Here is a 23,029-nt window from a genome sequence, read left to right as displayed (position 1 = left end):
TTTCTGCTCCGCCGAGGACATGTAATGGCTACCGAACACGAAAACACTTCCGCCGAAGACCAGGCCCTGGCTGACGAATGGGCGGCTGCCCTGGAAGAAACCGGCGATGTCGGCCAGGACGACATCGATGCGCTGTTGGCCGCTGATGCCGCCACCGCGCCGGCCGGCAACCGCCTGCCGATGGAAGAATTCGGCAGCGTGCCGAAGAACAACGACCCGGTGACCCTCGATGGCCCGAACCTGGATGTGATCCTCGACATTCCGGTGTCGATCTCCATGGAAGTCGGCAGCACCGAAATCAACATCCGCAACCTGCTGCAACTCAACCAGGGTTCGGTGATCGAGCTGGACCGCCTGGCCGGCGAGCCGCTGGACGTGCTGGTCAATGGCACCCTGATTGCCCACGGCGAAGTGGTGGTGGTCAACGAGAAGTTCGGCATCCGCCTGACCGACGTGATCAGCCCGAGCGAACGCATCAAGAAGTTGCGCTGATATGAAACGGCTGATAGTGGGGCTGTTAGTCGCGTTGCCCCTGGACGCCTGGGCCGCTGAGCCCGTGGCCCAGGCCCAGGCCGCCGCTGCGCCCGTTGGCAGTGTCGGCGGGCAGCTCACTCAGTTGGTGCTGGGCTTGTTGCTGGTGGTCGGCTTGATTTTTGCGCTGGCCTGGCTGATGCGTCGCGTGCAGCGCGTGGGCCCGGGCAACGTGCAGGTGATCGAAATGATCGGCTCCCGTGCCCTCGGCCCGCGTGATCGTCTGGTGCTGGTACAGGTTGGCGAAGAACAGATTCTGCTGGGCATCACCCCTGGCCGCATCACCCCGCTGCACGTGCTCAAGACGTCGGTGAACGTGGATCAGTCCAAGCCCGCCACGCCAGAATTCGCCCAGCGCCTGATGGAGTTGCTGGGCAAGGATCAGAAGGATAAGAAGTAATGCGCGTTTTATTGACGCTCATGCTGTTGCTGGCGGCGCCATTGGCGTTTGGCGCCGACCCGTTGTCGATCCCGGCGATCACGTTGGGCACCAACGCGGCCGGTGCGCAGGAATACTCGGTCAGCCTGCAGATCCTGCTGATCATGACCGCGCTGAGCTTTATCCCGGCGTTTGTCATGCTGATGACCAGCTTCACGCGGATCATCATCGTGTTCTCGATTCTGCGCCAGGCCCTGGGCCTGCAGCAGACGCCGTCGAACCAGATCCTCACCGGCATGGCCTTGTTCCTGACGCTGTTCATCATGGCGCCGGTGTTCGACAAGGTGAACCAGCAAGCCCTGCAACCCTACCTGGCGGAGAAAATGACCGCCCAGGATGCGATCGACAAGGCCCAGGGGCCGATCAAGGACTTCATGCTGTCGCAGACCCGCTCCAGCGACCTTGAGCTGTTTATGCGTCTGTCCAAGCGCACCGACATTGCCACTCCGGACCAGGCACCGCTGACCATCCTGGTGCCGGCGTTCGTCACCTCCGAATTGAAAACCGCGTTCCAGATCGGCTTCATGATCTTCATCCCGTTCCTGATCATCGACCTGGTGGTGGCGAGCGTGCTGATGGCCATGGGTATGATGATGCTGTCGCCGCTGATCATCTCGTTGCCGTTCAAGATCATGCTGTTTGTGCTGGTGGACGGCTGGGCACTGATTATCGGCACGTTGGCCGGCAGTTTCGGCGGGGTATAGCGCGATGACGCCAGAAGTAGCTGTCGACCTGTTCCGTGAAGCGCTGTGGCTGACCACCGTGATGGTCGCCGTGCTGGTCGTGCCGAGCTTGTTGGTGGGCCTGCTGGTGGCGATGTTCCAGGCCGCGACCCAGATCAACGAACAGACCTTGAGCTTTTTGCCGCGTTTGCTGGTGATGTTGGTCACCCTGATCGTGGCCGGCCCGTGGCTGGTACAGACCTTCATGGAATACATCCTGCAGTTGTACGGCAGTATTCCGCAGTTGATCGGCTGACCGGATGCAGTCGTTGCTGGCATTGACCGACACCCAGATCAGCACCTGGGTGGCGTCCTTCATCCTGCCGCTGTTTCGCGTGACGGCGATGTTGATGGCCATGCCGGTGTTCGGCACCACCCTCGTACCACGTCGCGTGCGCCTGTACTTCGCAGTGGCGATTACCGTGGTGATCGTGCCGGGTTTGCCGCCGATGCCGCCGGTCAATGCCATTGATCTCAGCGCCTTGCTGCTGATTGCCGAACAGATCCTGATCGGCGCACTAATGGGCTTTTCCCTCACGCTGTTTTTCCAGGCCTTCGTGGTGGCCGGCCAGATCATCTCGATCCAGATGGGCATGGGCTTCGCCTCCATGGTCGACCCTACCAACGGTGTGTCGGCGGCGGTGATCGGGCAATTCCTGACCATGCTGGTGACCTTGCTGTTCCTGGCAATGAACGGCCATCTCGTGGCCTTTGAGGTGATGACTGAAAGCTTCACCACCTTGCCGGTGGGCTCGGGGCTGGTGGTCAATCATTTCTGGGAAATCGTCGGGCGCCTGGGCTGGGTCTTCGGCGCGTCGCTGTTGCTGGTGTTGCCGGCGATTACCGCGTTGCTGGTGGTCAACATCGCGTTCGGCGTGATGACCCGTGCGGCGCCGCAGTTGAACATCTTCTCGATTGGTTTCCCGTTGACCCTGGTATTGGGCATGGGGATTTTCTGGGTCGGCCTGGCCGACATTCTCAATCAGTATCAACCGCTGGCGACCGACGCCTTGCAGTTCTTACGTGATCTGGCACGGGCGCGCTGAGCCATGGCCGAGAGCGAGAGTGGTCAGGACAAAACAGAAGACCCCACGGAGAAACGCAAAAAGGACTCCAGGGAAAAGGGCGAGATTGCGCGCTCCAAAGAGCTGAACACCGTTGCCACCATGATGGCCGGCGCCGGCGCCTTGTTGATCTACGGCGGCGGTTTGGCGCTGGACTTGATGGAGTTGATGAAACACAACTTCACCTTGCCCCGTGAAGTACTGCTCAACCCCGATGCCATGGGCCAGTACCTGCTGCACTCGGGCAAGATCGCGATCCTGGCGGTGCAGCCGATTTTGATCACTTTGCTGTTGGCTGCGCTGATCGGCCCGGTTGCCCTCGGCGGCTGGCTGTTCGCTGCTGGCAGCCTGGCGCCCAAGTTCAGCCGCATGAACCCGGCTGCGGGACTCAAGCGCATGTTTTCCGCCAAGGCCTTGGTGGAGCTGCTCAAGGCCCTGGCCAAATTCATCCTGATCCTGTTTGTGGCGCTGATGGTGTTGTCGTCCGACATCGACGACCTGCTGCGCATCGCCCATGAACCGCTGGAGTCGGCGATCATCCACAGCGTGCAGGTGGTGGGCTGGAGCGCGCTTTGGATGGCCGCCGGGCTGATCATCATTGCCGCAGTGGATGCGCCGATTCAGTTGTGGGAAAGCCACAAGAAACTGCTGATGACCAAGCAGGAAGTGCGCGATGAGCACAAGGACCAGGAGGGCCGTCCCGAGGTCAAGCAGCGTATTCGCCAACTGCAACGGGAAATGTCCCAGCGCAAGATGATGGGCGCGGTGCCCGACGCCGACGTGGTCATCACCAACCCGACCCACTACGCTGTGGCGCTCAAATACGACCCGGAGAAGGGCGGCGCGCCGATGCTGCTGGCCAAGGGCAGTGACTTTACCGCGCTGAAGATCCGCGAAATTGCGGTGGCCAACGACATTCTGTTGTTGGAGTCGCCGGAGTTGGCGCGGTCGATCTTCTATTCCACCGACCTGGACCAGGAAATCCCGGCCGGGCTCTACCTGGCCGTGGCCCAGGTGCTGGCGTATGTCTATCAGATCCGCCAATACCGCGCGGGCAAGGGCAAGCGTCCGGACCCGCTCAAGGATCTGCCGATTCCGCCGGATTTGCGCCGCGATTCCTGAGTTACTACGCCCTACCACTCGTCTTGAATGCCTGTCTACCTGTCAACTTTGACAGTAGCCAGAAGCTCGTTCTCGCGGTTCCATTGCTTAAAGCACTGCGCGAAAGCTGTAGATGAGATGCAGGGAGAGGGGTTTTGAAGGCGGTCAGAGGCGCTGTCAAATATTACGACCAGAAATCCGGGATGGGTTTGATTGTCCTGGAAAACGGTGAAGACGACGTGCGCGTGAATTTCATCGGTTCGCGAGGTATTCGGCTTGCCGTGGGCCTGCGGGTTGAGGTCAAGAGAGTCCATGGGCGCGATGCGGTCTATGCATCCGACGTTCGCGTTATCCCGTAAGTCAGGAGAGCGGCAATGGCAACAGGTACGGTGAAGTGGTTTAACGCGGAGAAGGGGTTTGGGTTTATCACTCAAGACGGTGGGGGCGATATATTTGTCCACTTCTCGGCCATCACGGGCGACGGTTTCAGGACGCTTGAAGAGAACCAAAAAGTGGAGTTCGAGGTAACGCAGGGGGCCAAAGGCGCTCAGGCCGAGAACGTCCGCGTCGTATGAGCTTGATGGTCGTTCCCGCAGGGTAGTACAGGAACGATCCGTCCTCAGGCCATCAAGTGCTCGCTGTCCGCCAACACTCTGTCAGCCAGCAGCTTTGCCAGCCTAATCAACTGTGCAACGCCCAGCGCACCTTCGCGTTTTGTCCCGTCCCATTCAAACGCAAAGTCACTCATCAGCGCTTCGGCCGAGGCGAGGGTTTCGGTGAGGTTGACCAGCAGGTCTTGTGTAAAACCTTGTCAGAAAACTCCTGAGTAGCAGCGGAAGTACATAGATCCAAATGTGGGAGCGGGCTTGCTCGCGAATGCATTCTGTCAGTTGACCAAAAAGTCGCCTGACACACCGTATTCGCGAGCAAGCCCGCTCCCACATCTGATTCGCTGTACACCCGGTAGTACCGGTTGCTTACGAGTCATCTGAGCCTCAAAACCAAAGTTGGAAGGCTTCTTGCAATACCGCCTCCAGGACGCCTCCAGGCGTCAAAACTTTGCTTCAAAGGACACGAGGAATACCGGTGGTGGATCGCTCTCAAATGCTCGGCAACGCCCGCAGCACCCTGACTGACCTCTCGCGAGGCAATCTGGGTGTGCCGTTGTTGTTGCTGGTGATGCTGGCAATGATGATGTTGCCGATGCCGCCGTTCCTGCTGGACGTGTTCTTTACCTTCAACATTGCCCTGTCCGTCGTGGTCCTGCTGGTGTGCGTATACGCCCTGCGGCCATTGGATTTCGCGGTATTCCCGACCATTCTGCTGGTGGCGACCCTGCTGCGCCTGGCGCTGAACGTGGCGTCGACGCGTGTGGTCATGCTCCACGGCCAGGACGGCCATGCCGCTGCCGGTAAGGTGATCCAGGCCTTCGGTGAGGTGGTGATCGGCGGTAACTACGTGGTCGGTATCGTGGTGTTCGCGATCCTGATGATCATCAACTTCGTGGTGGTGACCAAGGGCGCCGGGCGGATTTCCGAGGTGAGCGCGCGGTTTACCCTCGACGCGATGCCCGGCAAACAGATGGCTATCGACGCCGACCTCAACGCCGGCCTGATCGACCAGAACCAGGCCAAGTCGCGCCGCCTGGAAGTGGCCCAGGAAGCCGAGTTCTACGGTTCCATGGACGGTGCCAGCAAATTCGTGCGCGGTGACGCCATCGCCGGCTTGTTGATCCTGTTCATCAACCTCATTGGCGGCATGGCCGTGGGTATCTTCCAGCACGGCATGACCTTTGGCGATGCGGGCAAGGTCTACGCCTTGCTGACCATCGGTGACGGTTTAGTGGCGCAATTGCCATCACTGTTGTTATCAACAGCTGCGGCCATCATGGTGACCCGTGCTTCGGGCTCCGAGGACATGGGCAAGCAGATCAGCCGGCAGATGTTCGCTTCGCCCAAGGCGCTGGCCGTAGCGGCGGGCATCATGGCGATCATGGGTATCGTGCCGGGCATGCCGCACGTGTCATTCCTGAGCATGGCGGCCCTGGCTGGCGGTGCTGCGTACCTGTTCTGGAAGAAGCAGAACCAGGTCAAAGTGATTGCCCAGCAGGAAATCGCACGCCAGCAGGAACTGCTGCCATCCCCGGCCCGCGCCCAGGAAACCAAGGAGCTTGGCTGGGATGACGTGACCCCGATCGATATGATCGGCCTGGAAGTCGGCTACCGCCTGATCCCACTGGTGGACCGCAACCAGGGCGGCCAACTGCTCGCGCGGATCAAGGGCGTGCGCAAGAAACTGTCCCAGGACCTGGGCTTCTTGATGCCCACCGTACACATCCGCGACAACCTCGACCTGGCGCCAAGTGCCTACCGCCTGACCCTGATGGGCGTAATCCTGGCGGAAGCCGAGATCTACCCGGACCGCGAACTGGCGATCAACCCAGGGCAGGTGTTCGGCAGCCTCAACGGCATCACCGCCAAAGATCCGGCTTTTGGCCTGGACGCGGTATGGATCGAAATCAGCCAGCGCAGCCAGGCGCAATCCCTCGGTTACACCGTGGTGGACGCCAGCACCGTGGTCGCGACGCACCTCAACCAGATCCTGTACAAGCACTCCCACGAGCTGATCGGCCACGAGGAAGTCCAGCAATTGATGGGTTTGCTGGCCAAAGCGTCGCCAAAACTGGCCGAAGAACTGGTGCCAGGCATTCTGTCGCTCTCGCAGTTGCTCAAGGTGTTGCAGGCACTGCTGGCCGAACAGGTGCCGGTCCGCGATATCCGCAGCATTGCCGAGGCCATCGCCAACAATGCCGCCAAGAGTCAAGATACTGCCGCCCTGGTGGCCGCGGTGCGCGTCGGATTGTCGCGTGCAATCGTCCAAAGCATTGTAGGGCTTGACTCCGAGCTGCCTGTGATCACCTTGGAACCCAGGTTGGAACAAATATTGCTCAATAGTATTCAGAAGGCAGGACAAGGCCAGGAAGAGGGCGTTCTGCTGGAGCCAAGCATGGCTGAGAAGCTGCAGCGCTCGTTGATCGACGCCGCACAGCGCCAGGAAATGCAGGGCCAACCGGTGATTCTGCTGGTGGCAGGCCCCGTCCGGGCGATGTTGTCGCGGTTTGGACGCCTGGCAGTACCGAATTTGCACGTTTTGGCTTATCAGGAAATTCCTGACAACAAGCAAGTGACTATCGTCGCGACAGTAGGGCCCAACGGCTGAGGGTAGTGGGTTATGCAAGTGAAGCGTTTTTTCGCCGCCGATATGCGTCAGGCCATGAAACTGGTGCGTGATGAGCTGGGCGCCGACGCCGCGATTATCGGAAACCGTCGTATTGCCGGCGGTGTCGAGCTGACGGCTGCCCTGGATTACACCCCCCAGGCCTTGGCGCCGCGTGTGCCGAACATGGAGCTCGAAGACGAGCTGCGCAAGACCGCTTCGCGCATTGTCTCGGCCCAGGCTGAACTGAGCATGCGCGGCGACAGCGATGCCACCACCAATCGCCAGTTGTTCGCCGGCTTGCCGCTAACGGCTGCCGAGCCGCTGGTCGAGCCGACCTTCAAAGAACCGCCGCGTCCTGCTGCGCCTGCTCCGGCGCCTGCGGTTGACCAGCGGGTGTTCGACTCGATGCGCTTTGAACTCAACGGCCTGCGTGAACTGCTGGAAGTGCAGTTGGGCTCGCTGGCCTGGAACCAGTTGCAAGGCAGCAAGCCGCAGCAGGCCAACCTGTGGCGTCGCCTGCAACGCATCGGCCTGTCCGGCCCGTTGTCCCGCGACCTGCTGGCGCTGACCACTGAAATCGAAGAGCCTCGCCAGGCCTGGCGCATGTTGCTGGCCCACCTGGCGCGGATGATCGTTACCCCGGAAATCGAACCCCTGGAAGAAGGCGGTGTGATCGCCATGGTCGGCCCCGCCGGCATGGGCAAGACCACCACCCTGGCCAAGCTCGCGGCCCGCTACGTCCTCAAATACGGCGCGCAGAATATCGCGCTGGTGAGCATGGACAGCTACCGTATTGGTGCCCAGGAGCAACTCAAGACGTTGGGCCGCATTCTGAATGTGCCGGTGACCCACGTCGACCCGGGCCAGTCCCTGGCCAATGCCCTCGACCCGCTGCTGCGCAAACGCGTGGTCTTGATCGACACCGCCGGCCTGCAGGCCAGCGATCCGGCATTGCGCATGCAACTGGAAAGCCTGGCCGGGCGTGGCATCAAATCGAAAAATTACCTGGTGCTTGCAACCACCAGCCAGAAACAGGTTCTTACCGCTGCGTATCACAGCTACAAGCGCTGCGGCCTGGCCGGTTGCATCCTCACCAAGCTCGATGAAACCGCGAGCCTGGGCGAGGTGCTGAGCCTGGCCATCAGTCATGAATTGCCGGTCGCCTACCTGACCGACGGGCCGCGGATCCCGGATGATCTGCATCTACCGCGCCGTCATCAGTTGGTCAGCCGTGCAGTCAGCGTGCAAATGCAAGAAGAGCCTAGCGAGGAAGCGATGGCCGATATGTTCGCCGACCTCTACCACAACCCGGCAAAACGGGTGGGTTGAGGCAGGATGAACACCGTGAAATGTATCTACATCGATGGTCTGCAAGCGATTCACGCGGCCAAGCCATGTAGCCTGCGTCTAAGCAAGACAAGGTAAAGAAATAAAATGGGCAGCATGCATCCCGTACAGGTGATCGCGGTGACCGGCGGCAAAGGTGGCGTCGGGAAAACTAACGTGTCAGTGAATTTGTCCCTGGCCCTGGCAGAGCTTGGCCGTCGTGTCATGCTGCTGGATGCTGACCTGGGCTTGGCGAACGTGGACGTTCTGCTGGGACTGACACCCAAACACACGCTTGCCGATGTGATCGAAGGCCGCTGTGAGCTGCGCGATGTGCTGCTGCAGGGGCCCGGTGGCATCCGTATCGTGCCGGCCGCTTCGGGTACCCAGAGCATGGTGCACCTGAGCCCGGCGCAGCATGCCGGCCTGATCCAGGCGTTCAGTGATATCGGCGACAACCTCGACGTGCTGGTGATCGACACCGCCGCCGGGATCGGCGAGTCCGTGGTCAGCTTCGTGCGCGCCGCGCAGGAAGTGTTGCTGGTGGTTTGCGATGAACCCACCTCGATCACCGACGCCTACGCCCTGATCAAACTGCTTAACCGTGACTACGGCATGAACCGCTTCCGCGTCCTGGCCAACATGGCCCAGAGCCCGCAGGAAGGGCGCAACCTGTTCGCCAAGTTGACCAAGGTCACGGATCGCTTCCTCGATGTCGCCTTACAATACGTCGGCGCAGTTCCCTACGACGAGTGTGTGCGCAAGGCTGTGCAAAAGCAGCGTGCAGTCTACGAAGCGTTCCCTCGTTCCAAATGCGCATTGGCGTTCAAGGCTATTGCCCAGAAGGTCGATACCTGGCCGTTGCCTGCCAACCCGCGTGGGCATCTGGAGTTTTTCGTCGAGCGATTGGTGCATCAGACGAGCGCAGGACCCGTGCTATGACAGCGACTGGCTACAACGCGTACAAGAAGTCTGCCCGTGACAGTCAGGGCGAGTTGATCGAGCGCTACGCGCCCTTGGTCAAGCGCATTGCCTATCACTTGCTGGCACGCCTGCCCGCCAGCGTCCAGGTCGAAGACCTGATCCAGGCGGGCATGATCGGCCTGCTCGAAGTGTCGACCAAGTACGACGCGAGCAAGGGTGCGAGTTTCGAGACGTATGCGGGTATCCGTATCCGTGGCGCGATGCTCGATGAGGTGCGTAAAGGCGACTGGGCGCCGCGTTCGGTGCATCGCAATACGCGCATGGTCAGTGACGCAATTCGCGCAATTGAAGCAAAAACCGGTCGCGACGCTAAAGATCACGAAGTTGCGGCCGAACTCCAATTGAGTCTCGACGATTACTACGGGATTTTGAACGATACCTTGGGCAGCCGCCTGTTCAGTTTCGACGACCTGTTGCAGGACGGCGAACACGAAGGGCTGCACGAGGATGGCGCGAGCGCTCATATGGAGCCATCGCGTGACCTGGAAGATGAGCGTTTCCAGGGGGCGTTGGCGGACGCGATTGCCAATTTGCCGGAGCGTGAGCGGCTGGTGTTGGCGCTGTACTACGACGAAGAGCTGAACCTCAAGGAAATCGGTGAGGTCCTGGGGGTCAGCGAGTCGCGGGTCAGCCAGTTGCACAGCCAGTGCGCAGCCCGCTTGCGGGGGCGTTTGGGAGAGTGGCGAGCGCGCTGACAGGCAGTGTGGGGACACTGCAGACGAGACCGCGAGGGCAACCAGCCTTTGCGGGTTCGACCCGTGGTGCCCCGGCAGTCCTTTTTGTGTAATGCCTGTTGATTGAAATGGCGCGTCCAGGTGCTGGGCGCGTTTAAGACTGCTTGGAGGTCGAATTGGACAAGAACATGAAAATCCTCATCGTTGATGACTTCTCAACGATGCGGCGGATCATAAAAAACCTGTTGCGTGACCTTGGGTTCACTAACACGGTCGAGGCGGATGACGGCATTACGGCGATTCCGATCCTCAACAGCGGGAGCATCGACTTTCTGGTAACGGACTGGAACATGCCGGGCATGACCGGTATCGACTTGCTGCGCCACGTGCGCGCTGACGAAAAACTGCGCAGCCTGCCTGTGTTGATGGTGACCGCCGAAGCCAAGCGTGAGCAGATCATCGAAGCCGCCCAAGCCGGGGTAAACGGTTACGTGGTCAAGCCATTCACTGCATTGGCCTTGAAAGAGAAGATCGAGAAAATCTTCGAACGCATCCACGGCTAATGCCATCGCGGGGGAGCTATGGAGCATAAAGAAACGTCACAGGGAGACTTCGAGTCGACCCTGAAAAAGCATGCTCACCAGTTGGTCGACAGCCTTGAAAAAGGCCAGTTCGGCGACGCGGTGCAGTTAATCCATGAGCTCAACCAGACCCGTGACCGCGGCCTGTACCAGGAAGTGGGCAAGCTCACACGCGAGCTGCACAGTGCGATCGTCAATTTCCAGATTGACCCGCATATGCCCCAGGCCGAGGAAATCTCGCAGATCACCGATGCCACCGAACGCTTGTCCTATGTGGTCAGGCTGACTGAGGCGGCGGCCAACCGCACCATGGACCTGGTGGAAAACGCCACGCCCCTGGTCAACGGCATGGCCAACGAAGCCCAGGCCCTGAGCAACGACTGGGGCCGTTTCATGCGCCGCGAAGTGGGCGCTGAAGAGTTTCGTGAATTGGCGCGTCGGGTCGAAGGGTTCTTGTCACGCAGCGAGCAGGAAAACCGCACGGTTTCCAGCAACCTCAACGACATTCTGCTCGCCCAGGATTACCAGGACCTCACCGGTCAGGTGATCAAGCGTGTGACCCAGTTGGTCACCGAAGTGGAAAGCAACTTGCTCAAATTAGTGCTGATGGCAGGCCAGGTAGACCGTTTTGCCGGTATTGAACATGACCGCGAAGCGATCCTCTCGGAAAAAGATCCAAAAAAACATCTCGCCAAGGGTGAAGGTCCGCAGATTCATGCCGATAAACGTGAAGACGTTGTATCGGGTCAAGATGATGTCGATGACCTGTTATCCAGTTTAGGCTTCTAAGGAGCACCCACATGAGCTTCGGCGCCGATGAAGAAATCCTTCAGGATTTCCTTGTAGAGGCCGGCGAAATTTTAGAGCAGTTGTCCGAGCAACTGGTCGAGCTGGAAAGCCGACCGGATGATGCGAACCTGCTCAATGCAATTTTTCGCGGTTTTCACACTGTAAAAGGGGGCGCCGGCTTCCTCCAGCTCCATGAGCTGGTGGAGTGCTGCCACATCGCCGAGAACGTGTTCGACATCCTGCGCAAGGGTGAGCGTCACGTTGATTCGGAATTGATGGACGTGATTCTCGAAGCACTGGATGCGGTCAACGGCATGTTCAGCGAGGTGCGCGACCGTGCACCGATTACCGCCGCCACCCCGGAACTGCTGGCCGCCCTGGCGCGCCTGGCGGAACCGGCGGACACCTCGGCTGCGCCTGTGGTCGAGGCCGCGCCCGAGCCTGTGGCCGAGGCCGAACCGGATGTGACCGACAGCGAGTTCGAACAACTGCTCAACTCCCTCAGTGCCGTGAAGGCCGAGGCAGACGCGCCAAAGGCGCCTGTCGCTGCGCCAACCAGCGAAGACATCACCGACGCTGAGTTCGAATCCCTGCTCGACCAGTTGCACGGCAAAGGCCAGTTCGCGGCCGACGCCGTGGCACCTGCCGCTGTGCCCGAGGCACCTGCTGCTAAAGCCAACACCGATATTACCGACGACGAATTCGAAGCGTTGCTCGACCAACTGCACGGCAAGGGCACCTTCGTGGCCGACGCCTTGCCGGAAGTCGCCGCCACGGCCGCAGCGCCTGCCGCCGCGAGTGCAGCACCGGCTGGCGACGGCCTGATCTCCGATCATGAGTTCGAATCGCTGCTGGACGAATTGCACGGCAAGGGCAAGTTCAGCGAAGCGGCCCCGGCCGCTGCTGCTGTTGCCACGGCTGCACCGGTCGCTGCCAAGGCAGCCGCGCCGGCTCCGGCCGCCAAGCCTGCGCCTGCTCCGGCGCCTGCTCCGGCACGTGCCGCCGCCGCACCGGTGGCCGAGAAGCCTGCCAGTGAAGCCGAAACCACCGTACGGGTTGATACCGCACGCCTGGACGACATCATGAACATGGTCGGCGAACTGGTGCTGGTGCGTAACCGCCTGGTGCGTCTGGGTCTGAGCAGCGGTGATGAAGCCATGCAAAAGGCCGTGTCGAACCTCGACGTGGTGACGGCCGACCTGCAGACCGCCGTGATGAAAACGCGGATGCAGCCGATCAAGAAAGTCTTCGGCCGCTTCCCACGCCTGGTCCGCGACCTGGCGCGTCAGCTGAAGAAAGAAATCAACCTGGAACTGGTGGGTGAAGAAACCGACCTCGACAAGAACCTGGTCGAGGCCCTGGCCGACCCGTTGGTCCACTTGGTGCGCAACGCCGTCGACCACGGCGTGGAAACCCCGGAAGAACGCGAAGCCTCGGGCAAGTCCCGTGGCGGCAAAGTGATCCTGGCGGCGGAGCAAGAAGGCGACCATATCCTGCTGTCGATCACTGACGACGGCAAAGGCATGGACCCGACCATCCTGCGCAACATCGCGGTCAAGCGTGGTGTGATGGACAAGGACGCCGCCGACCGCCTGACCGACACCGAGTGCTACAACCTGATCTTCGCCCCGGGCTTCTCGACCAAGACCGAGATTTCCGACGTGTCCGGCCGTGGCGTCGGCATGGACGTGGTGAAGACCAAGATCAGCCAGCTCAATGGCTCGATCAACATCTACTCGACCAAGGGCCAGGGCTCGAAGATCGTGATCAAGGTGCCGTTGACCCTGGCGATCATGCCGACCCTGATGGTGATGCTGGGCAACCAGGCGTTCGCCTTCCCGCTGGTCAACGTCAACGAGATCTTCCACCTCGACCTGTCGCGCACCAACGTGGTGGACGGCCAGGAAGTGGTGATCGTGCGCGACAAGGCGTTGCCCCTGTTCTACCTCAAGCGTTGGCTGGTGGCCTCGGCCAAGCATGAAGAGCAGCGCGAAGGCCATGTGGTGATTCTCTCCGTGGGCACCCAGCGCATCGGCTTTGTGGTCGATCAGCTGGTGGGCCAGGAAGAAGTGGTCATCAAGCCTTTGGGCAAAATGCTGCAGGGAACCCCGGGCATGTCGGGTGCGACCATCACCGGTGACGGTCGGATCGCGCTGATTCTCGATGTTCCGAGCATGCTCAAGCGTTACGCCGCTCGGCGTATTTGATTCTGGTGGGGCAGGGCGGTATTGCCCGCCCCGCCTAACGGAGTGTTTATGGCAGTCAAGGTCCTGGTGGTGGACGATTCGGGTTTCTTCCGCCGCCGCGTCTCGGAAATTCTTTCCGCCGATCCAAGCATCCAGGTGGTCGGCACGGCCACCAACGGCAAAGAGGCGATTGATCAAGCCATTGCGTTGAAACCGGACGTGATCACCATGGACTACGAGATGCCGATGATGGATGGCATCACCGCAGTCCGGCATATCATGCAACGCTGCCCGACCCCGGTATTGATGTTCTCCTCGCTGACGCACGAAGGCGCCCGGGTCACCCTGGATGCGCTGGACGCTGGTGCGGTGGACTTCCTGCCGAAGAATTTCGAAGACATCTCGCGCAATCCCGAGAAGGTCAAGCAACTGCTGTGCGAGAAAGTGCACAGCATTTCGCGCAGCAACCGTCGTAGCCTGTTCAGCGCGCCCGCGCCGACGCCTGCACCGGTTGCGGCACCGGCTGCGCCGACGTCATCGTTTGCTCGCCCAGCGCCTGCGCCGGTTGTACGGCCTGCCGTCGCACCGGTTCGCGCCGCTGCGCCTGCGGCTGCCCACTCGCCTGCGCCAAAACGCAAAGCCTACAAGCTGGTGGCTATCGGCACCTCCACCGGCGGCCCGGTGGCCCTGCAGCGGGTATTGACCCAACTGCCGGCCAACTTCCCGGCGCCGATCGTGTTGATCCAGCATATGCCCGCAGCCTTCACCAAAGCGTTCGCCGAGCGCCTGGACAAGCTGTGCCGCATCAGCGTCAAGGAAGCCGAGGATGGCGACATCCTGCGTCCTGGTCTGGCGTTACTGGCGCCGGGTGGCAAGCAAATGATGGTGGACGGCCGTGGCGCGATCAAAATCCTGCCGGGCGATGAGCGCCTGAACTACAAACCATGCGTGGACATCACCTTTGGTTCGGCGGCCAAGTCCTACGGCGACAAAGTTCTGGCGGTGGTGCTCACCGGCATGGGCGCCGACGGTCGTGAAGGCGCGCGCCTGCTCAAGCAGGGCGGCAGTGCCATCTGGGCCCAGGACGAAGCCAGCTGCGTGATCTATGGCATGCCCATGGCCATCGTCAAGGCCGACCTGGCCGACGCCGTCTACAGCCTGGACGACATCGGTAAGCATCTGGTGGAGGCCTGCCTCTAATGGATGTCTTGAGCCTGATCGGTATCATCATGGCGTTTGTCGCGATCATTGGCGGCAACTACCTCGAAGGCGGTCACCTCGGCGCCCTGGCCAACGGTCCGGCCGCGTTGATCGTGATCGGCGGCACCGTGGGCGCGGCGTTGTTGCAGTCGCCCATGAGCTCGTTCAAGCGCGCCATGCAGATCCTTATCTGGATCATTTTTCCGCCGCGTGTCGACTTGCCGGGTGGCATCGACCGTGTGGTCAACTGGAGCCTCACCGCCCGCAAGGAAGGCCTGCTGGGCCTGGAAGGTGTGGCCGATGCAGAACCCGACAGCTACGCACGCAAAGGCCTGCAATTGCTGGTCGATGGTGCCGAACCGGAAGCGATCCGCAGCATCCTGGAGGTGGATTTCTACACCCAGGAAAGCCGCGACATCAACGCCGCGAAAGTCTACGAAAGCATGGGCGGCTACGCGCCGACCATCGGCATCATCGGTGCGGTGATGGGCCTGATCCACGTGATGGGCAACCTGGCCGACCCTTCGCAACTGGGCAGCGGTATTGCCGTGGCGTTTGTCGCCACCATCTACGGCGTGGCCAGTGCCAACCTGGTGTTGTTGCCGGTGGCGAGCAAACTCAAGTCGATTGCCATGCGCCAGTCGCGTTACCGCGAGATGTTGCTTGAAGGCATCTTGTCGATTGCCGAGGGTGAGAACCCGCGCTCCATCGAATTGAAGCTTCAGGGCTTCATGGATTGATGGGAGGTATTCATTGTGAGCCGTCGCCGTCGCGAGCCTGAAGAACACGTCAACCACGAGCGGTGGTTGGTGTCCTACGCGGACTTCATCACCTTGCTGTTCGCGTTTTTCGTGGTGATGTACTCCATCTCGTCGATCAACGAAGGCAAGTACAAGGTTATTTCCCAGGCGTTGATCGGCGTGTTCAACGACGCCGACCGCGCGCTCAAGCCGATCCCGATCGGCGAAGAGCGGCCCAAGACCGTGACGCCGGCCAAGCCGCTGGTCAACGACAGCGATGAAACCGCTGCCGGCGTGGGTGGCACCAGCGATCCACTGAAAAGCATCGCCGACGACATCAGTGCCGCGTTTGGCGACTTGATCAGTTCCAACCAGATGACCGTGCGCGGCAACGAGTTGTGGGTGGAGATCGAGCTCAATTCCAGCCTGCTTTTCGCCAGTGCCGATGCGATGCCCAGCGACCAGGCGTTCACCATTATCGACAAGGTGGCGGCGATTCTGCGGCCGTTCGAGAACCCGATCCACGTCGAAGGTTTTACCGACAATTTTCCGATCAGCACGGCGCAGTACCCGACCAACTGGGAACTGTCGTCAGCGCGTGCCGCGAGCATCGTGCGCATGCTAGCGATGCAGGGTGTGAACCCAGGTCGCCTGGCGTCGGTAGGCTATGGCGAGTTCCAGCCGGTGGCCAATAACGCCACGGTAGAGGGCCGCGCAAAGAACCGTCGAGTGGTGTTGGTGGTGTCGCGCAACCTGGATGTGCGCCGCAGCCTGACCGGCACCGGCACCGCCAATGCAACACCGGATGCGGCCCTGAAGCGGGCTGGCACACAAACTGCACCGCCCCCTGTAAAACCGCCGGTTCGTCAGAGCGCCGTCAATTCTCCGTCGCCGGCTCAATAACCTTATGCAATGTCTCGGTCGCGCCTGTGCCTGCCGGGAGGAACCAACCGAATGAGAGTCTGGGCAGTTGCCAATCAAAAAGGTGGGGTCGGCAAGACCACCACGTCCATCGCCTTAGCTGGCTTGCTGGCCGAGGCGGGCAAGCGCGTGGTCGTGGTGGACCTGGACCCGCACGGCTCCATGACCAGCTATTTCGGCTACGACCCGGACGCGCTGGAGCACAGCAACTACGACCTGTTCCTGCACAAGGGCAGCGTACCGGCTGATCTGCCGGGGCAACTGCTGCTGCCTACCAGCAACGAAAGCATTTCCCTGCTGCCGTCCAGCACCGCCCTGGCCACCCTTGAGCGTCAGTCGCCGGGGCAGAGCGGGTTGGGCCTGGTGATCGCCAAGACCCTGGCGCAACTGTGGCAGGACTTCGACTACGCAATCATCGACAGCCCGCCGTTGCTCGGCGTGTTGATGGTCAACGCCTTGGCGGCGAGCCAGCAGTTGGTGATCCCGGTGCAGACCGAACACCTGGCCGTCAAAGGCCTGGAGCGCATGGTCAGCACCCTGGCGATGATCAACCGTTCGCGCAAACAAGCGCTGCCGTTCAGCATCGTGCCGACCCTGTTCGACCGCCGCACCCAAGCGTCCCTTGGCACCCTGCGCGTGCTGCGCGATGCCTACCCGGACACCATCTGGAACGGCTACATCCCGGTGGACACGCGCCTGCGTGACGCCAGCCGTGCGGGCCTTGCGCCGTCGCAGTTCGACGGCAAGAGCCGTGGCGTACTCGCCTACCGGGCGCTGCTCAAGCACCTGTTGTCGCAACAGCTTGTGGCGCAGGTGGCGTGATGAACCGTCCTGTCGAACTCAAGACCCGGCCGCAACTGGCGCTGGAATCCTACCTGGATGCCCTGCTGCAAGATGCGACCGCCGAAGAATTGCCGGAGCCGATCCTGGTGCTGGAACCGGCTGTCGAACCCGAAGCCGCGCTGGATGAATTCCAGTTGGCGGTGCTGGAAGAACAAGCCCGTGATGCGCAGGTCGTAGTGCCGATTACGCCGGTAGTGGTGGCGCCTGTGGTGGTTGCCCCTGCTCCTGTCGTGGTCGAGCCCGTGGTGGAAGTGCATCTGCCGCCGAGCATCACGCCGCCGCCGGTGACCGGTGATGGCCGCCCAAACTGGGCTGCCGAGCCGTTCGAATGCCTGCTGTTCGACGTCGCCGGCTTGACCCTGGCAGTGCCGTTGGTGTGCCTGGGCTCGATCTATTCGCTGGAAGGCCAGGAGCTGACGCCGTTGTTCGGGCAACCGGAGTGGTTCCTCGGCATCCTGCCCAGCCAGGCCGGTAACCTCAAAGTCCTGGACACCGCGCGCTGGGTCATGCCCGACCGCTACCGCGATGACTTCCGCCAGGGCCTGCAATACGTGATCTCGGTGCAGGGCTACGAGTGGGGGCTGGCGGTGCATCAAGTCAGCCGCTCGTTGCGCCTGGACCCGAACGAAATCAAATGGCGCAGCCACCGCGGCCAACGGCCTTGGCTGGCGGGCACCGTGATCGAACACATGTGCGCGTTGCTCGACGTTGCCGAACTGGCCGAGTTGATCGCCAGCGGTGCCGTCAAGTCGATGCCACTGAACAAACACAGTTGATTGAACAATAAGGGCCGCATGCGAATGCGGTCAGTGAAGCACACACGCCGTGTCATACGGCATTTGAAGGGGTCAGGGGTATGAACAAGTCAGCGTCCGCACAAGGTTTGGATGATCCGATCCTGCAATGGGTGACCTTCAAACTGGACAACGAGTCCTACGGCATTAACGTGATGCGCGTGCAGGAAGTGCTGCGCTACACCGAAATCGCCCCGGTGCCGGGTGCGCCGAGCTACGTGCTGGGCATCATCAACCTGCGCGGCAATGTGGTGACGGTGATCGACACCCGCCAGCGTTTCGGCCTGGTGCCGACTGAAGTCAATGACAACACGCGTATCGTCATCATCGAGGCCGACAAGCAAGTGGTCGGGATCATGGTCGACAGCGTGGCCGAAGTGGTCTACCTGCGCCAATCGGAAGTGGAAACCGCGCCGAACGTGGGTAACGAAGAGTCCGCCAAGTTCATCCAGGGCGTGTGCAACAAGAACGGCGAGCTGCTGATTCTGGTTGAGCTGGACAAGATGATGAGCGAAGAAGAATGGTCGGAACTGGAGAGCATCTGATTGTTCCTTGAGGCCGCGGTGATTGTCCTGGCCCTGTTGTGGGCCGGGACTTTGGCATTTCTGTTGCGCTATGTGCGTCAGCAGCGTGAACTGTTGTTGCAGCAGGCTGAGCGTGATGCAGTGCGTGATCGGCGTGTGTTGGAGCTGGTCAAGCGGGTTGATCACTTTCAGCAGAGTGCGGTGAAGGTCGGGGACGAGGTGCATGAATTGCGCGCGATTCTTGCGCCGTTGCCGGATAAGTTGGCGCAGATTGAGCAGCGGGATCCTTCGAGTCTTTCGTTTGCCCAGGCTGCCAAGTTGGTGGGGATGGGGGCTACGGTGGATGAGTTGACGCAGTCTTGTGGGTTGACTCAGGCTGAGGCGCAACTGATGAGTAAGCTTCACAAGAGTTGACTGGGTACATATCCGTTATTTAGGTAACGGCTGCCTATGGTTCCGCTCTTACAGCGGGTCACTTTTGGCAAACGCCCCAAAAGTAACCAAAAGGTCTCTGCCCCAACACTCGGCACCTCGCCTAGGCTCGGTGTGCCCTCACTCCGGCTTTGGAGCGTGGGCCGCCGCGATGGGCCATCCTTGGCCCAGCGCGGCTAACCCGGCGTCCTGCCGGGTTACCCACGCTCCAAAGCCTGCGTTCGGCCAGCGTGTTTAACGGGGCGCCTCAAATCAAGATCAAGAGCGACTCGCTTCGCATCGTGGATACGTTTTTTGTCCTCTGTAGGAGCCGGCTTGCCGGCGAAAAACGTGAAGACGCCGTGTTTATCCAGATGCTCTACACCACTCAAGCCGGCTGTCAGGCCGCTGTGCTTTTGCTTTTGATTTTGATCTTAGGCGGCCCCCCAAATCACTGTCGGATTACGGGCACACCGAGCCTAAGCGAGGTGCCGAGTGTTGGGGCAAGAGCCCTTTGGTTACTTTGGGTTGGGCCGGCATTCCGGCTCTTTTCCAAAGTGACCCGCCGTAAGGGCGGAACCAATATCAGCCGTTGCCAAAAAAATGGATATGCCCCAAGTAAACCAAACCCCCTCCCCAAAGGTCCCATCCTCCAAGCACCTTTGAATCCTGGAGTAACCCACCAATGACCACCCCCAAAGCCCTGTTGATCCTCCACGGCAAGCAAGCCCTCAACGAGGACGTCCGCACCGCCGTGCAGGCACGGCGCGAGCAGGGCGGCGAGTTGGCGGTGCGGGTCACATGGGAAGGCGGCGACGCCCAACGCCTGGTCAACGAAGCCCTGGCAGACGGCTACACCCATATCATCGCCGGCGGCGGCGACGGCACCTTGCGCGACGTCGCCGAAGCCATGGCCCAGGCCAAGACCGACGCCAGCCTGGTGCTGATGCCCCTGGGCACCGCCAACGACTTCGCCAAGGCCGCCGGCGTGCCGCTCGAACCCGCCCCGGCCCTGGCGCTGCTGGACGTGCCACCAAGGGCCATCGACCTCGGCCAGGTCGGCGGGCAAATCTTCCTCAACATGGCCACCGGCGGTTTCGGCAGCCAAGTCACCGCCAACACCTCCGAAGACTTGAAGAAAGTCCTGGGCGGCGCCGCCTACCTGTTCACCGGCCTGACCCGTTTCAGCGAGCTGAAGGCTGCCTACGCCGAACTCGATGGCCCCGATTTCCACTGGAAAGGCGAGCTGCTCGCCCTGGGCATCGGCAACGGTCGCCAAGCGGGCGGCGGCCATGAGCTATGCCCCGGCGCCATGGCCGATGACGGCTTGCTGGATGTCAGCATCCTGCCCGCGCCCCAGGAAGTGGTGGGGACGTTGCGAGGGCTGATGAACAACGGCTGGGGCCTGGACACCATGTTCGTCCGTGCGCGCCTGCCGTGGGTGAATATCAAGGTCGCACAGGGCCTTTACATCAACCTGGATGGCGAACCGCTGGAGGGCGATGACTTGCACTTCGAGGCCCTGCCCAAGGCCTTGCGTGTGCACTTGCCGGTGGATTCGCCGTTAGTCGTCCAGGCTGATGATCTGCTCGCGCACCGCGAATAACACCAGGCCGGCCACGTCGAAAATCTGCAGGCGCTTCATGATCTGCGAGCGGTGCGCTTCCACGGTCTTGATGCTAAGGCCCAGGCCGTGGGCGATTTCCCGGGTGGACTTGCCGCGCACAATCAATCGCAGGATCTCCAACTGCCGCGCCGTAAGGTTGTGGCTGTGGCCGGCCGGGGTAGTGGGGCCCTGGCTGCGTACCAGCGCCTGGTTGATCACGGTGTGGGCAATCGCCGGGCTCAGGTAGCGCTCGTTGTTGCGCAGGGCCAACAGCGCGTGTTCCAGCTCGTTGGCGGTGGTGTCCTTGAGCAGGTAGCCATGGGCGCCGGACTCCAGCGCGCACATGATCAGTTCCGGGTCGGTGTGCATTGACAGGATCAGCACGCGACTCTTGGGGTAGGCGCGCTTGAGTTGCTGCAGGGCATCCAGGCCGCCGGTGTGTTTCATCGACAGGTCCAACAGCACGATATCGGGCAGCAGGGCGCTGAACTGCTCCAGCAACTGTGCGCCATCGCTGGCCTCACCGACCACCGTGTAGCCGGGAATGTCCTGGACCAGCGCGCGTACGCCGGCCCGGATCAGTGCATGGTCATCCACCAGGAGTAATGTGCAGGTCACTCGAGAACCTTAGGGGAACTGGCCCGTTCGAGGGCGCGTGGCGCCCAGGGGAAAAGCGCGTCGATCCGTGTCCCTTTGCCTGGTTGGCTGTTGACGGATAACGAACCGCCAAGCTGATCAATCCGCTCTGACATGCCGGCCATGCCCCGCTGGCCTTCCAGGCCCGGGTTGATGGCCGGCGAAAAACCCTGGCCGTCATCGCAGATACTCAGCGACAGGCCCTCGGGTAGGCGTTGCAGGCGTACCAACAGATTGCGCGCCTGGGCGTGGCGTAGCATGTTGGTCACCGCTTCCTGGGTGATGCGAAAGGCCGCAACGGCCATTTCTTCCGGGATGCCGGTCAGCCGCTGTTGGCATTCCAGGCTCCAGTGAATCGGGGTGTTTTCCAGGGTCTTGAGCAGGTGCGCGCGCAGGCTGGCTTCCAGGCCCAGGCTGGCCAGCTGGCGAGGGTTGAGGATGGCTGAGACGTCACGCACCTTGGCCAGGGTTTCATTCAGGGTGTTGCACAGCACTGTGCACTGGCTTTGCAGGTCTTCGGGCAGGCGGCGCTTGAGCCATTCGCTTTGCAGCTTGGCGGCGGTGAGCAGTTGGCCGATATCGTCATGCAGCTCACGGCTCAGGCGGTGGCGTTCGTTTTCCTGCACTTGCAACAGGCGATCGGCCAGTTCCTGAGGCTGGAACTTGATGGATTTGCGCGAGTGCCACTGTTGCAGGCCAACCACCAGCAGCGTGGCCAGGTTGAGCAGCACCAGCAACGGCAAGGCGGCGGAGAAACTGTAGGCCCACAGGCTCAGCAGCAGCGAGCCAAGGCACAGGGCGAGGATCAGACGGCGTGCATTACTGCGGGACGCGGACCTTGCGATGAGTGTCTTGAGGTAGGCGTACATAGCGGATGGAGCCAATGAAGGTTCGCTGCGGGAAGTCCGGTCACGGCGGCTGACAGGGCTCTGTTTGGAATGCGTTATCGAATCGTTTTTATGCATGATGAAGTTGAGTCACTTCGAGCGGGGCATAGTACCACCACTATTACCGTTGGTCGCCTGGTGCTGTGTCCGACTGGGTTATTAGCCGCGCAAATGCTCCGGGCGGTATTCCCAGAGTTCATGGAGTGGGGTAGTTATATTATTTCTGTTCGGTTGTATCGTTATTACCGTTAATGGCTAATTGATATCTTTGCCTGCGTGATTCAATTCCACTGGATGAGTCGTTTTCAGATAACTTTTGATTTAAATGCGACCTGATATCCGCTCAAGACACGTGATGCACCCGCTGCTGCGGTTTAAAGGCGAAGTCTTTCTGCGGAATATGCAGTGTCACTGTGGCGATCAATGTCGTTTGCTCCGCTTCATCCAATGCCAGTTGGCCTGTCTTTACATCAATCAACTCCAACTGCCAGGCCAGTAACTTCAGGCATTCTTCCAAGGCGTCCAAGGCTTGATCATGCAGTTGCAGCGGGCTTTCGGCATTGGCGATCAGGTACTGGATGTGCCGCGAGAATTCGCTGATGGCCTGCAGGGCAAGGCAATCTGCTCTTTCGGCGAGCTTGATCAGGCTGATTTTCATGCAGTCGATAGCGTCACTGTCGTTTCGGATCAAATGCAGGTGGCTCAGGCACTCTTCCGATTTGATCAGCAGCTTTTCAGCTTCCTGAAGGAATTCGGGAAGTGCAAGTTGCCACTCGTTACCGTCGTTCATCATGCAAGTCTCCACAACATAAGGTCGGGTGATGAGATGTCGCACCGGGTGAATGGCTTAA

The 23,029-nt window shown here is 60.9% G+C and carries 26 protein-coding genes and 1 pseudogene; 23 read left to right on the top strand and 4 right to left on the bottom strand.

Going from position 1 to position 23,029, the window contains the following annotated elements; genetic code table 11:
* The first annotated feature begins 24 nt into the window (after positions 1-24).
* The 8 genes from fliN to ACP7EW_RS04750 all read left to right on the top strand — a co-directional run bounded on the left by fliN (position 25) and on the right by ACP7EW_RS04750 (position 4,432).
* On the top strand, positions 25-492 hold the full coding sequence (gene fliN, locus ACP7EW_RS04785) for a flagellar motor switch protein FliN (protein WP_033900765.1): 468 nt from the start codon (positions 25-27) through the stop codon (positions 490-492).
* Position 493: 1 nt separating this feature from the next.
* On the top strand, positions 494-931 hold the full coding sequence (fliO, locus tag ACP7EW_RS04780) for a flagellar biosynthetic protein FliO (protein ID WP_426215644.1): 438 nt from the start codon (positions 494-496) through the stop codon (positions 929-931).
* Positions 931-1,674: a flagellar type III secretion system pore protein FliP gene (gene fliP / locus ACP7EW_RS04775; protein WP_016976565.1), complete on the top strand. Its 744-nt coding sequence runs from the start codon at positions 931-933 to the stop codon at positions 1,672-1,674. The genes fliO and fliP overlap by 1 nt, the downstream gene beginning before the upstream one ends.
* A gap of 4 nt (positions 1,675-1,678) precedes the next feature.
* Complete coding sequence (gene fliQ / locus ACP7EW_RS04770) at positions 1,679-1,948, top strand: flagellar biosynthesis protein FliQ (protein WP_010208761.1); 270 nt, start codon at positions 1,679-1,681, stop codon at positions 1,946-1,948.
* Positions 1,949-1,952: 4 nt separating this feature from the next.
* Positions 1,953-2,738 carry a flagellar biosynthetic protein FliR gene (gene fliR, locus ACP7EW_RS04765; RefSeq protein ID WP_426215642.1) on the top strand — a complete coding sequence of 262 codons (786 nt, stop codon included), beginning with the start codon at positions 1,953-1,955 and terminating at the stop codon, positions 2,736-2,738.
* 3 nt (positions 2,739-2,741) lie between these two features.
* Positions 2,742-3,878 (top strand): flagellar biosynthesis protein FlhB, encoded by a 1,137-nt coding sequence (gene flhB / locus ACP7EW_RS04760; protein WP_033900771.1) that lies wholly within the window; start codon positions 2,742-2,744, stop codon positions 3,876-3,878.
* Between the two features lie 182 nt (positions 3,879-4,060).
* A complete protein-coding gene (locus ACP7EW_RS04755; RefSeq protein ID WP_240040353.1) occupies positions 4,061-4,216 on the top strand; it encodes a cold-shock protein in 156 nt (51 codons plus the stop codon).
* Positions 4,217-4,231: 15 nt separating this feature from the next.
* Entirely contained in the window at positions 4,232-4,432 is a 201-nt protein-coding gene (locus ACP7EW_RS04750) for a cold-shock protein (protein WP_426215640.1), read from the top strand.
* Between the two features lie 44 nt (positions 4,433-4,476).
* Here ACP7EW_RS04750 and ACP7EW_RS04745 read toward each other — a convergent pair.
* Positions 4,477-4,659, bottom strand: a pseudogene (locus ACP7EW_RS04745) (DUF6124 family protein); the annotation flags it as partial.
* A 302-nt stretch (positions 4,660-4,961) separates the two neighbouring features.
* On the opposite strand from ACP7EW_RS04745, the gene flhA reads away from it, so the two are divergent.
* From flhA to yegS, 15 genes are all read left to right on the top strand, one after another.
* Positions 4,962-7,076: a flagellar biosynthesis protein FlhA gene (gene flhA / locus ACP7EW_RS04740; protein ID WP_420492080.1), complete on the top strand. Its 2,115-nt coding sequence runs from the start codon at positions 4,962-4,964 to the stop codon at positions 7,074-7,076.
* Between the two features lie 12 nt (positions 7,077-7,088).
* Positions 7,089-8,405 carry a flagellar biosynthesis protein FlhF gene (flhF, locus tag ACP7EW_RS04735; RefSeq protein ID WP_038849364.1) on the top strand — a complete coding sequence of 439 codons (1,317 nt, stop codon included), beginning with the start codon at positions 7,089-7,091 and terminating at the stop codon, positions 8,403-8,405.
* A gap of 105 nt (positions 8,406-8,510) precedes the next feature.
* A complete protein-coding gene (fleN, locus tag ACP7EW_RS04730; RefSeq protein ID WP_003192912.1) occupies positions 8,511-9,344 on the top strand; it encodes a flagellar synthesis regulator FleN in 834 nt (277 codons plus the stop codon).
* On the top strand, positions 9,341-10,081 hold the full coding sequence (gene fliA, locus ACP7EW_RS04725; RefSeq protein ID WP_016976604.1) for an RNA polymerase sigma factor FliA: 741 nt from the start codon (positions 9,341-9,343) through the stop codon (positions 10,079-10,081). The genes fleN and fliA overlap by 4 nt, the downstream gene beginning before the upstream one ends.
* 167 nt (positions 10,082-10,248) lie before the next feature.
* Complete coding sequence (locus ACP7EW_RS04720) at positions 10,249-10,623, top strand: chemotaxis response regulator CheY (protein ID WP_015885173.1); 375 nt, start codon at positions 10,249-10,251, stop codon at positions 10,621-10,623.
* 18 nt (positions 10,624-10,641) lie between these two features.
* Entirely contained in the window at positions 10,642-11,430 is a 789-nt protein-coding gene (locus tag ACP7EW_RS04715) for a protein phosphatase CheZ (RefSeq protein WP_028617314.1), read from the top strand.
* 11 nt (positions 11,431-11,441) lie between these two features.
* Positions 11,442-13,637, top strand: a complete 2,196-nt coding sequence (locus ACP7EW_RS04710; RefSeq protein WP_426215638.1) for a chemotaxis protein CheA — start codon at positions 11,442-11,444, stop codon at positions 13,635-13,637.
* Between the two features lie 48 nt (positions 13,638-13,685).
* A complete protein-coding gene (locus ACP7EW_RS04705; RefSeq protein ID WP_426215636.1) occupies positions 13,686-14,816 on the top strand; it encodes a protein-glutamate methylesterase/protein-glutamine glutaminase in 1,131 nt (376 codons plus the stop codon).
* Positions 14,816-15,556 carry a flagellar motor protein gene (locus ACP7EW_RS04700; protein ID WP_033900785.1) on the top strand — a complete coding sequence of 247 codons (741 nt, stop codon included), beginning with the start codon at positions 14,816-14,818 and terminating at the stop codon, positions 15,554-15,556. The genes ACP7EW_RS04705 and ACP7EW_RS04700 overlap by 1 nt, the downstream gene beginning before the upstream one ends.
* Positions 15,557-15,571: 15 nt before the next feature.
* On the top strand, positions 15,572-16,459 hold the full coding sequence (gene motD / locus ACP7EW_RS04695; RefSeq protein WP_426215634.1) for a flagellar motor protein MotD: 888 nt from the start codon (positions 15,572-15,574) through the stop codon (positions 16,457-16,459).
* A gap of 51 nt (positions 16,460-16,510) precedes the next feature.
* A complete protein-coding gene (locus tag ACP7EW_RS04690) occupies positions 16,511-17,299 on the top strand; it encodes a ParA family protein (RefSeq protein WP_028617310.1) in 789 nt (262 codons plus the stop codon).
* On the top strand, positions 17,299-18,096 hold the full coding sequence (locus tag ACP7EW_RS04685) for a CheW domain-containing protein (protein ID WP_426215632.1): 798 nt from the start codon (positions 17,299-17,301) through the stop codon (positions 18,094-18,096). The genes ACP7EW_RS04690 and ACP7EW_RS04685 overlap by 1 nt, the downstream gene beginning before the upstream one ends.
* Positions 18,097-18,176: 80 nt before the next feature.
* Positions 18,177-18,659: a chemotaxis protein CheW gene (locus tag ACP7EW_RS04680; protein ID WP_010564003.1), complete on the top strand. Its 483-nt coding sequence runs from the start codon at positions 18,177-18,179 to the stop codon at positions 18,657-18,659.
* Positions 18,660-19,052: a DUF2802 domain-containing protein gene (locus ACP7EW_RS04675; RefSeq protein ID WP_058427218.1), complete on the top strand. Its 393-nt coding sequence runs from the start codon at positions 18,660-18,662 to the stop codon at positions 19,050-19,052.
* A 682-nt stretch (positions 19,053-19,734) separates the two neighbouring features.
* The gene (gene yegS, locus ACP7EW_RS04670; protein ID WP_426215630.1) at positions 19,735-20,655 is read left to right on the top strand and encodes a lipid kinase YegS; all 921 of its coding nucleotides are present in this window, start codon (positions 19,735-19,737) and stop codon (positions 20,653-20,655) included.
* Here the strand turns inward: yegS and ACP7EW_RS04665 are convergent.
* The 3 genes from ACP7EW_RS04665 to ACP7EW_RS04655 all read right to left on the bottom strand — a co-directional run bounded on the left by ACP7EW_RS04665 (position 20,614) and on the right by ACP7EW_RS04655 (position 22,971).
* A complete protein-coding gene (locus ACP7EW_RS04665; protein ID WP_061449176.1) occupies positions 20,614-21,273 on the bottom strand; it encodes a response regulator transcription factor in 660 nt (219 codons plus the stop codon). The genes yegS and ACP7EW_RS04665 overlap by 42 nt on opposite strands.
* A complete protein-coding gene (locus ACP7EW_RS04660) occupies positions 21,270-22,160 on the bottom strand; it encodes a sensor histidine kinase (RefSeq protein WP_033900800.1) in 891 nt (296 codons plus the stop codon). The genes ACP7EW_RS04665 and ACP7EW_RS04660 overlap by 4 nt, the downstream gene beginning before the upstream one ends.
* Positions 22,161-22,521: 361 nt before the next feature.
* The gene (locus ACP7EW_RS04655; protein WP_177076911.1) at positions 22,522-22,971 is read right to left on the bottom strand and encodes a hypothetical protein; all 450 of its coding nucleotides are present in this window, start codon (positions 22,969-22,971) and stop codon (positions 22,522-22,524) included.
* Positions 22,972-23,029: the final 58 nt, after the last annotated feature.

It is taken from the genome of Pseudomonas sp. DWRC2-2, assembly GCF_049897885.1.
Taxonomy (GTDB): domain Bacteria; phylum Pseudomonadota; class Gammaproteobacteria; order Pseudomonadales; family Pseudomonadaceae; genus Aquipseudomonas; species Aquipseudomonas azotoformans_A.
The sequence above is the reverse complement of the archived record's forward strand: the minus strand, read 5'-3'. Positions and strand labels throughout refer to the sequence as shown.

Coding starts and splice junctions, on each gene's coding strand:
- fliN (WP_033900765.1), top strand. CDS start 25: ATGGCTACCGAACACGAAAACACTTCCGCCGAAGACCAGGCCCTGGCT.
- fliO (WP_426215644.1), top strand. CDS start 494: ATGAAACGGCTGATAGTGGGGCTGTTAGTCGCGTTGCCCCTGGACGCC.
- fliP (WP_016976565.1), top strand. CDS start 931: ATGCGCGTTTTATTGACGCTCATGCTGTTGCTGGCGGCGCCATTGGCG.
- fliQ (WP_010208761.1), top strand. CDS start 1,679: ATGACGCCAGAAGTAGCTGTCGACCTGTTCCGTGAAGCGCTGTGGCTG.
- fliR (WP_426215642.1), top strand. CDS start 1,953: ATGCAGTCGTTGCTGGCATTGACCGACACCCAGATCAGCACCTGGGTG.
- flhB (WP_033900771.1), top strand. CDS start 2,742: ATGGCCGAGAGCGAGAGTGGTCAGGACAAAACAGAAGACCCCACGGAG.
- ACP7EW_RS04755 (WP_240040353.1), top strand. CDS start 4,061: ATGGGTTTGATTGTCCTGGAAAACGGTGAAGACGACGTGCGCGTGAAT.
- ACP7EW_RS04750 (WP_426215640.1), top strand. CDS start 4,232: ATGGCAACAGGTACGGTGAAGTGGTTTAACGCGGAGAAGGGGTTTGGG.
- flhA (WP_420492080.1), top strand. CDS start 4,962: ATGCTCGGCAACGCCCGCAGCACCCTGACTGACCTCTCGCGAGGCAAT.
- flhF (WP_038849364.1), top strand. CDS start 7,089: ATGCAAGTGAAGCGTTTTTTCGCCGCCGATATGCGTCAGGCCATGAAA.
- fleN (WP_003192912.1), top strand. CDS start 8,511: ATGGGCAGCATGCATCCCGTACAGGTGATCGCGGTGACCGGCGGCAAA.
- fliA (WP_016976604.1), top strand. CDS start 9,341: ATGACAGCGACTGGCTACAACGCGTACAAGAAGTCTGCCCGTGACAGT.
- ACP7EW_RS04720 (WP_015885173.1), top strand. CDS start 10,249: ATGAAAATCCTCATCGTTGATGACTTCTCAACGATGCGGCGGATCATA.
- ACP7EW_RS04715 (WP_028617314.1), top strand. CDS start 10,642: ATGGAGCATAAAGAAACGTCACAGGGAGACTTCGAGTCGACCCTGAAA.
- ACP7EW_RS04710 (WP_426215638.1), top strand. CDS start 11,442: ATGAGCTTCGGCGCCGATGAAGAAATCCTTCAGGATTTCCTTGTAGAG.
- ACP7EW_RS04705 (WP_426215636.1), top strand. CDS start 13,686: ATGGCAGTCAAGGTCCTGGTGGTGGACGATTCGGGTTTCTTCCGCCGC.
- ACP7EW_RS04700 (WP_033900785.1), top strand. CDS start 14,816: ATGGATGTCTTGAGCCTGATCGGTATCATCATGGCGTTTGTCGCGATC.
- ACP7EW_RS04690 (WP_028617310.1), top strand. CDS start 16,511: ATGAGAGTCTGGGCAGTTGCCAATCAAAAAGGTGGGGTCGGCAAGACC.
- ACP7EW_RS04685 (WP_426215632.1), top strand. CDS start 17,299: ATGAACCGTCCTGTCGAACTCAAGACCCGGCCGCAACTGGCGCTGGAA.
- ACP7EW_RS04680 (WP_010564003.1), top strand. CDS start 18,177: ATGAACAAGTCAGCGTCCGCACAAGGTTTGGATGATCCGATCCTGCAA.
- yegS (WP_426215630.1), top strand. CDS start 19,735: ATGACCACCCCCAAAGCCCTGTTGATCCTCCACGGCAAGCAAGCCCTC.
- ACP7EW_RS04660 (WP_033900800.1), bottom strand. CDS start 22,160: ATGTACGCCTACCTCAAGACACTCATCGCAAGGTCCGCGTCCCGCAGT.
- ACP7EW_RS04655 (WP_177076911.1), bottom strand. CDS start 22,971: ATGATGAACGACGGTAACGAGTGGCAACTTGCACTTCCCGAATTCCTT.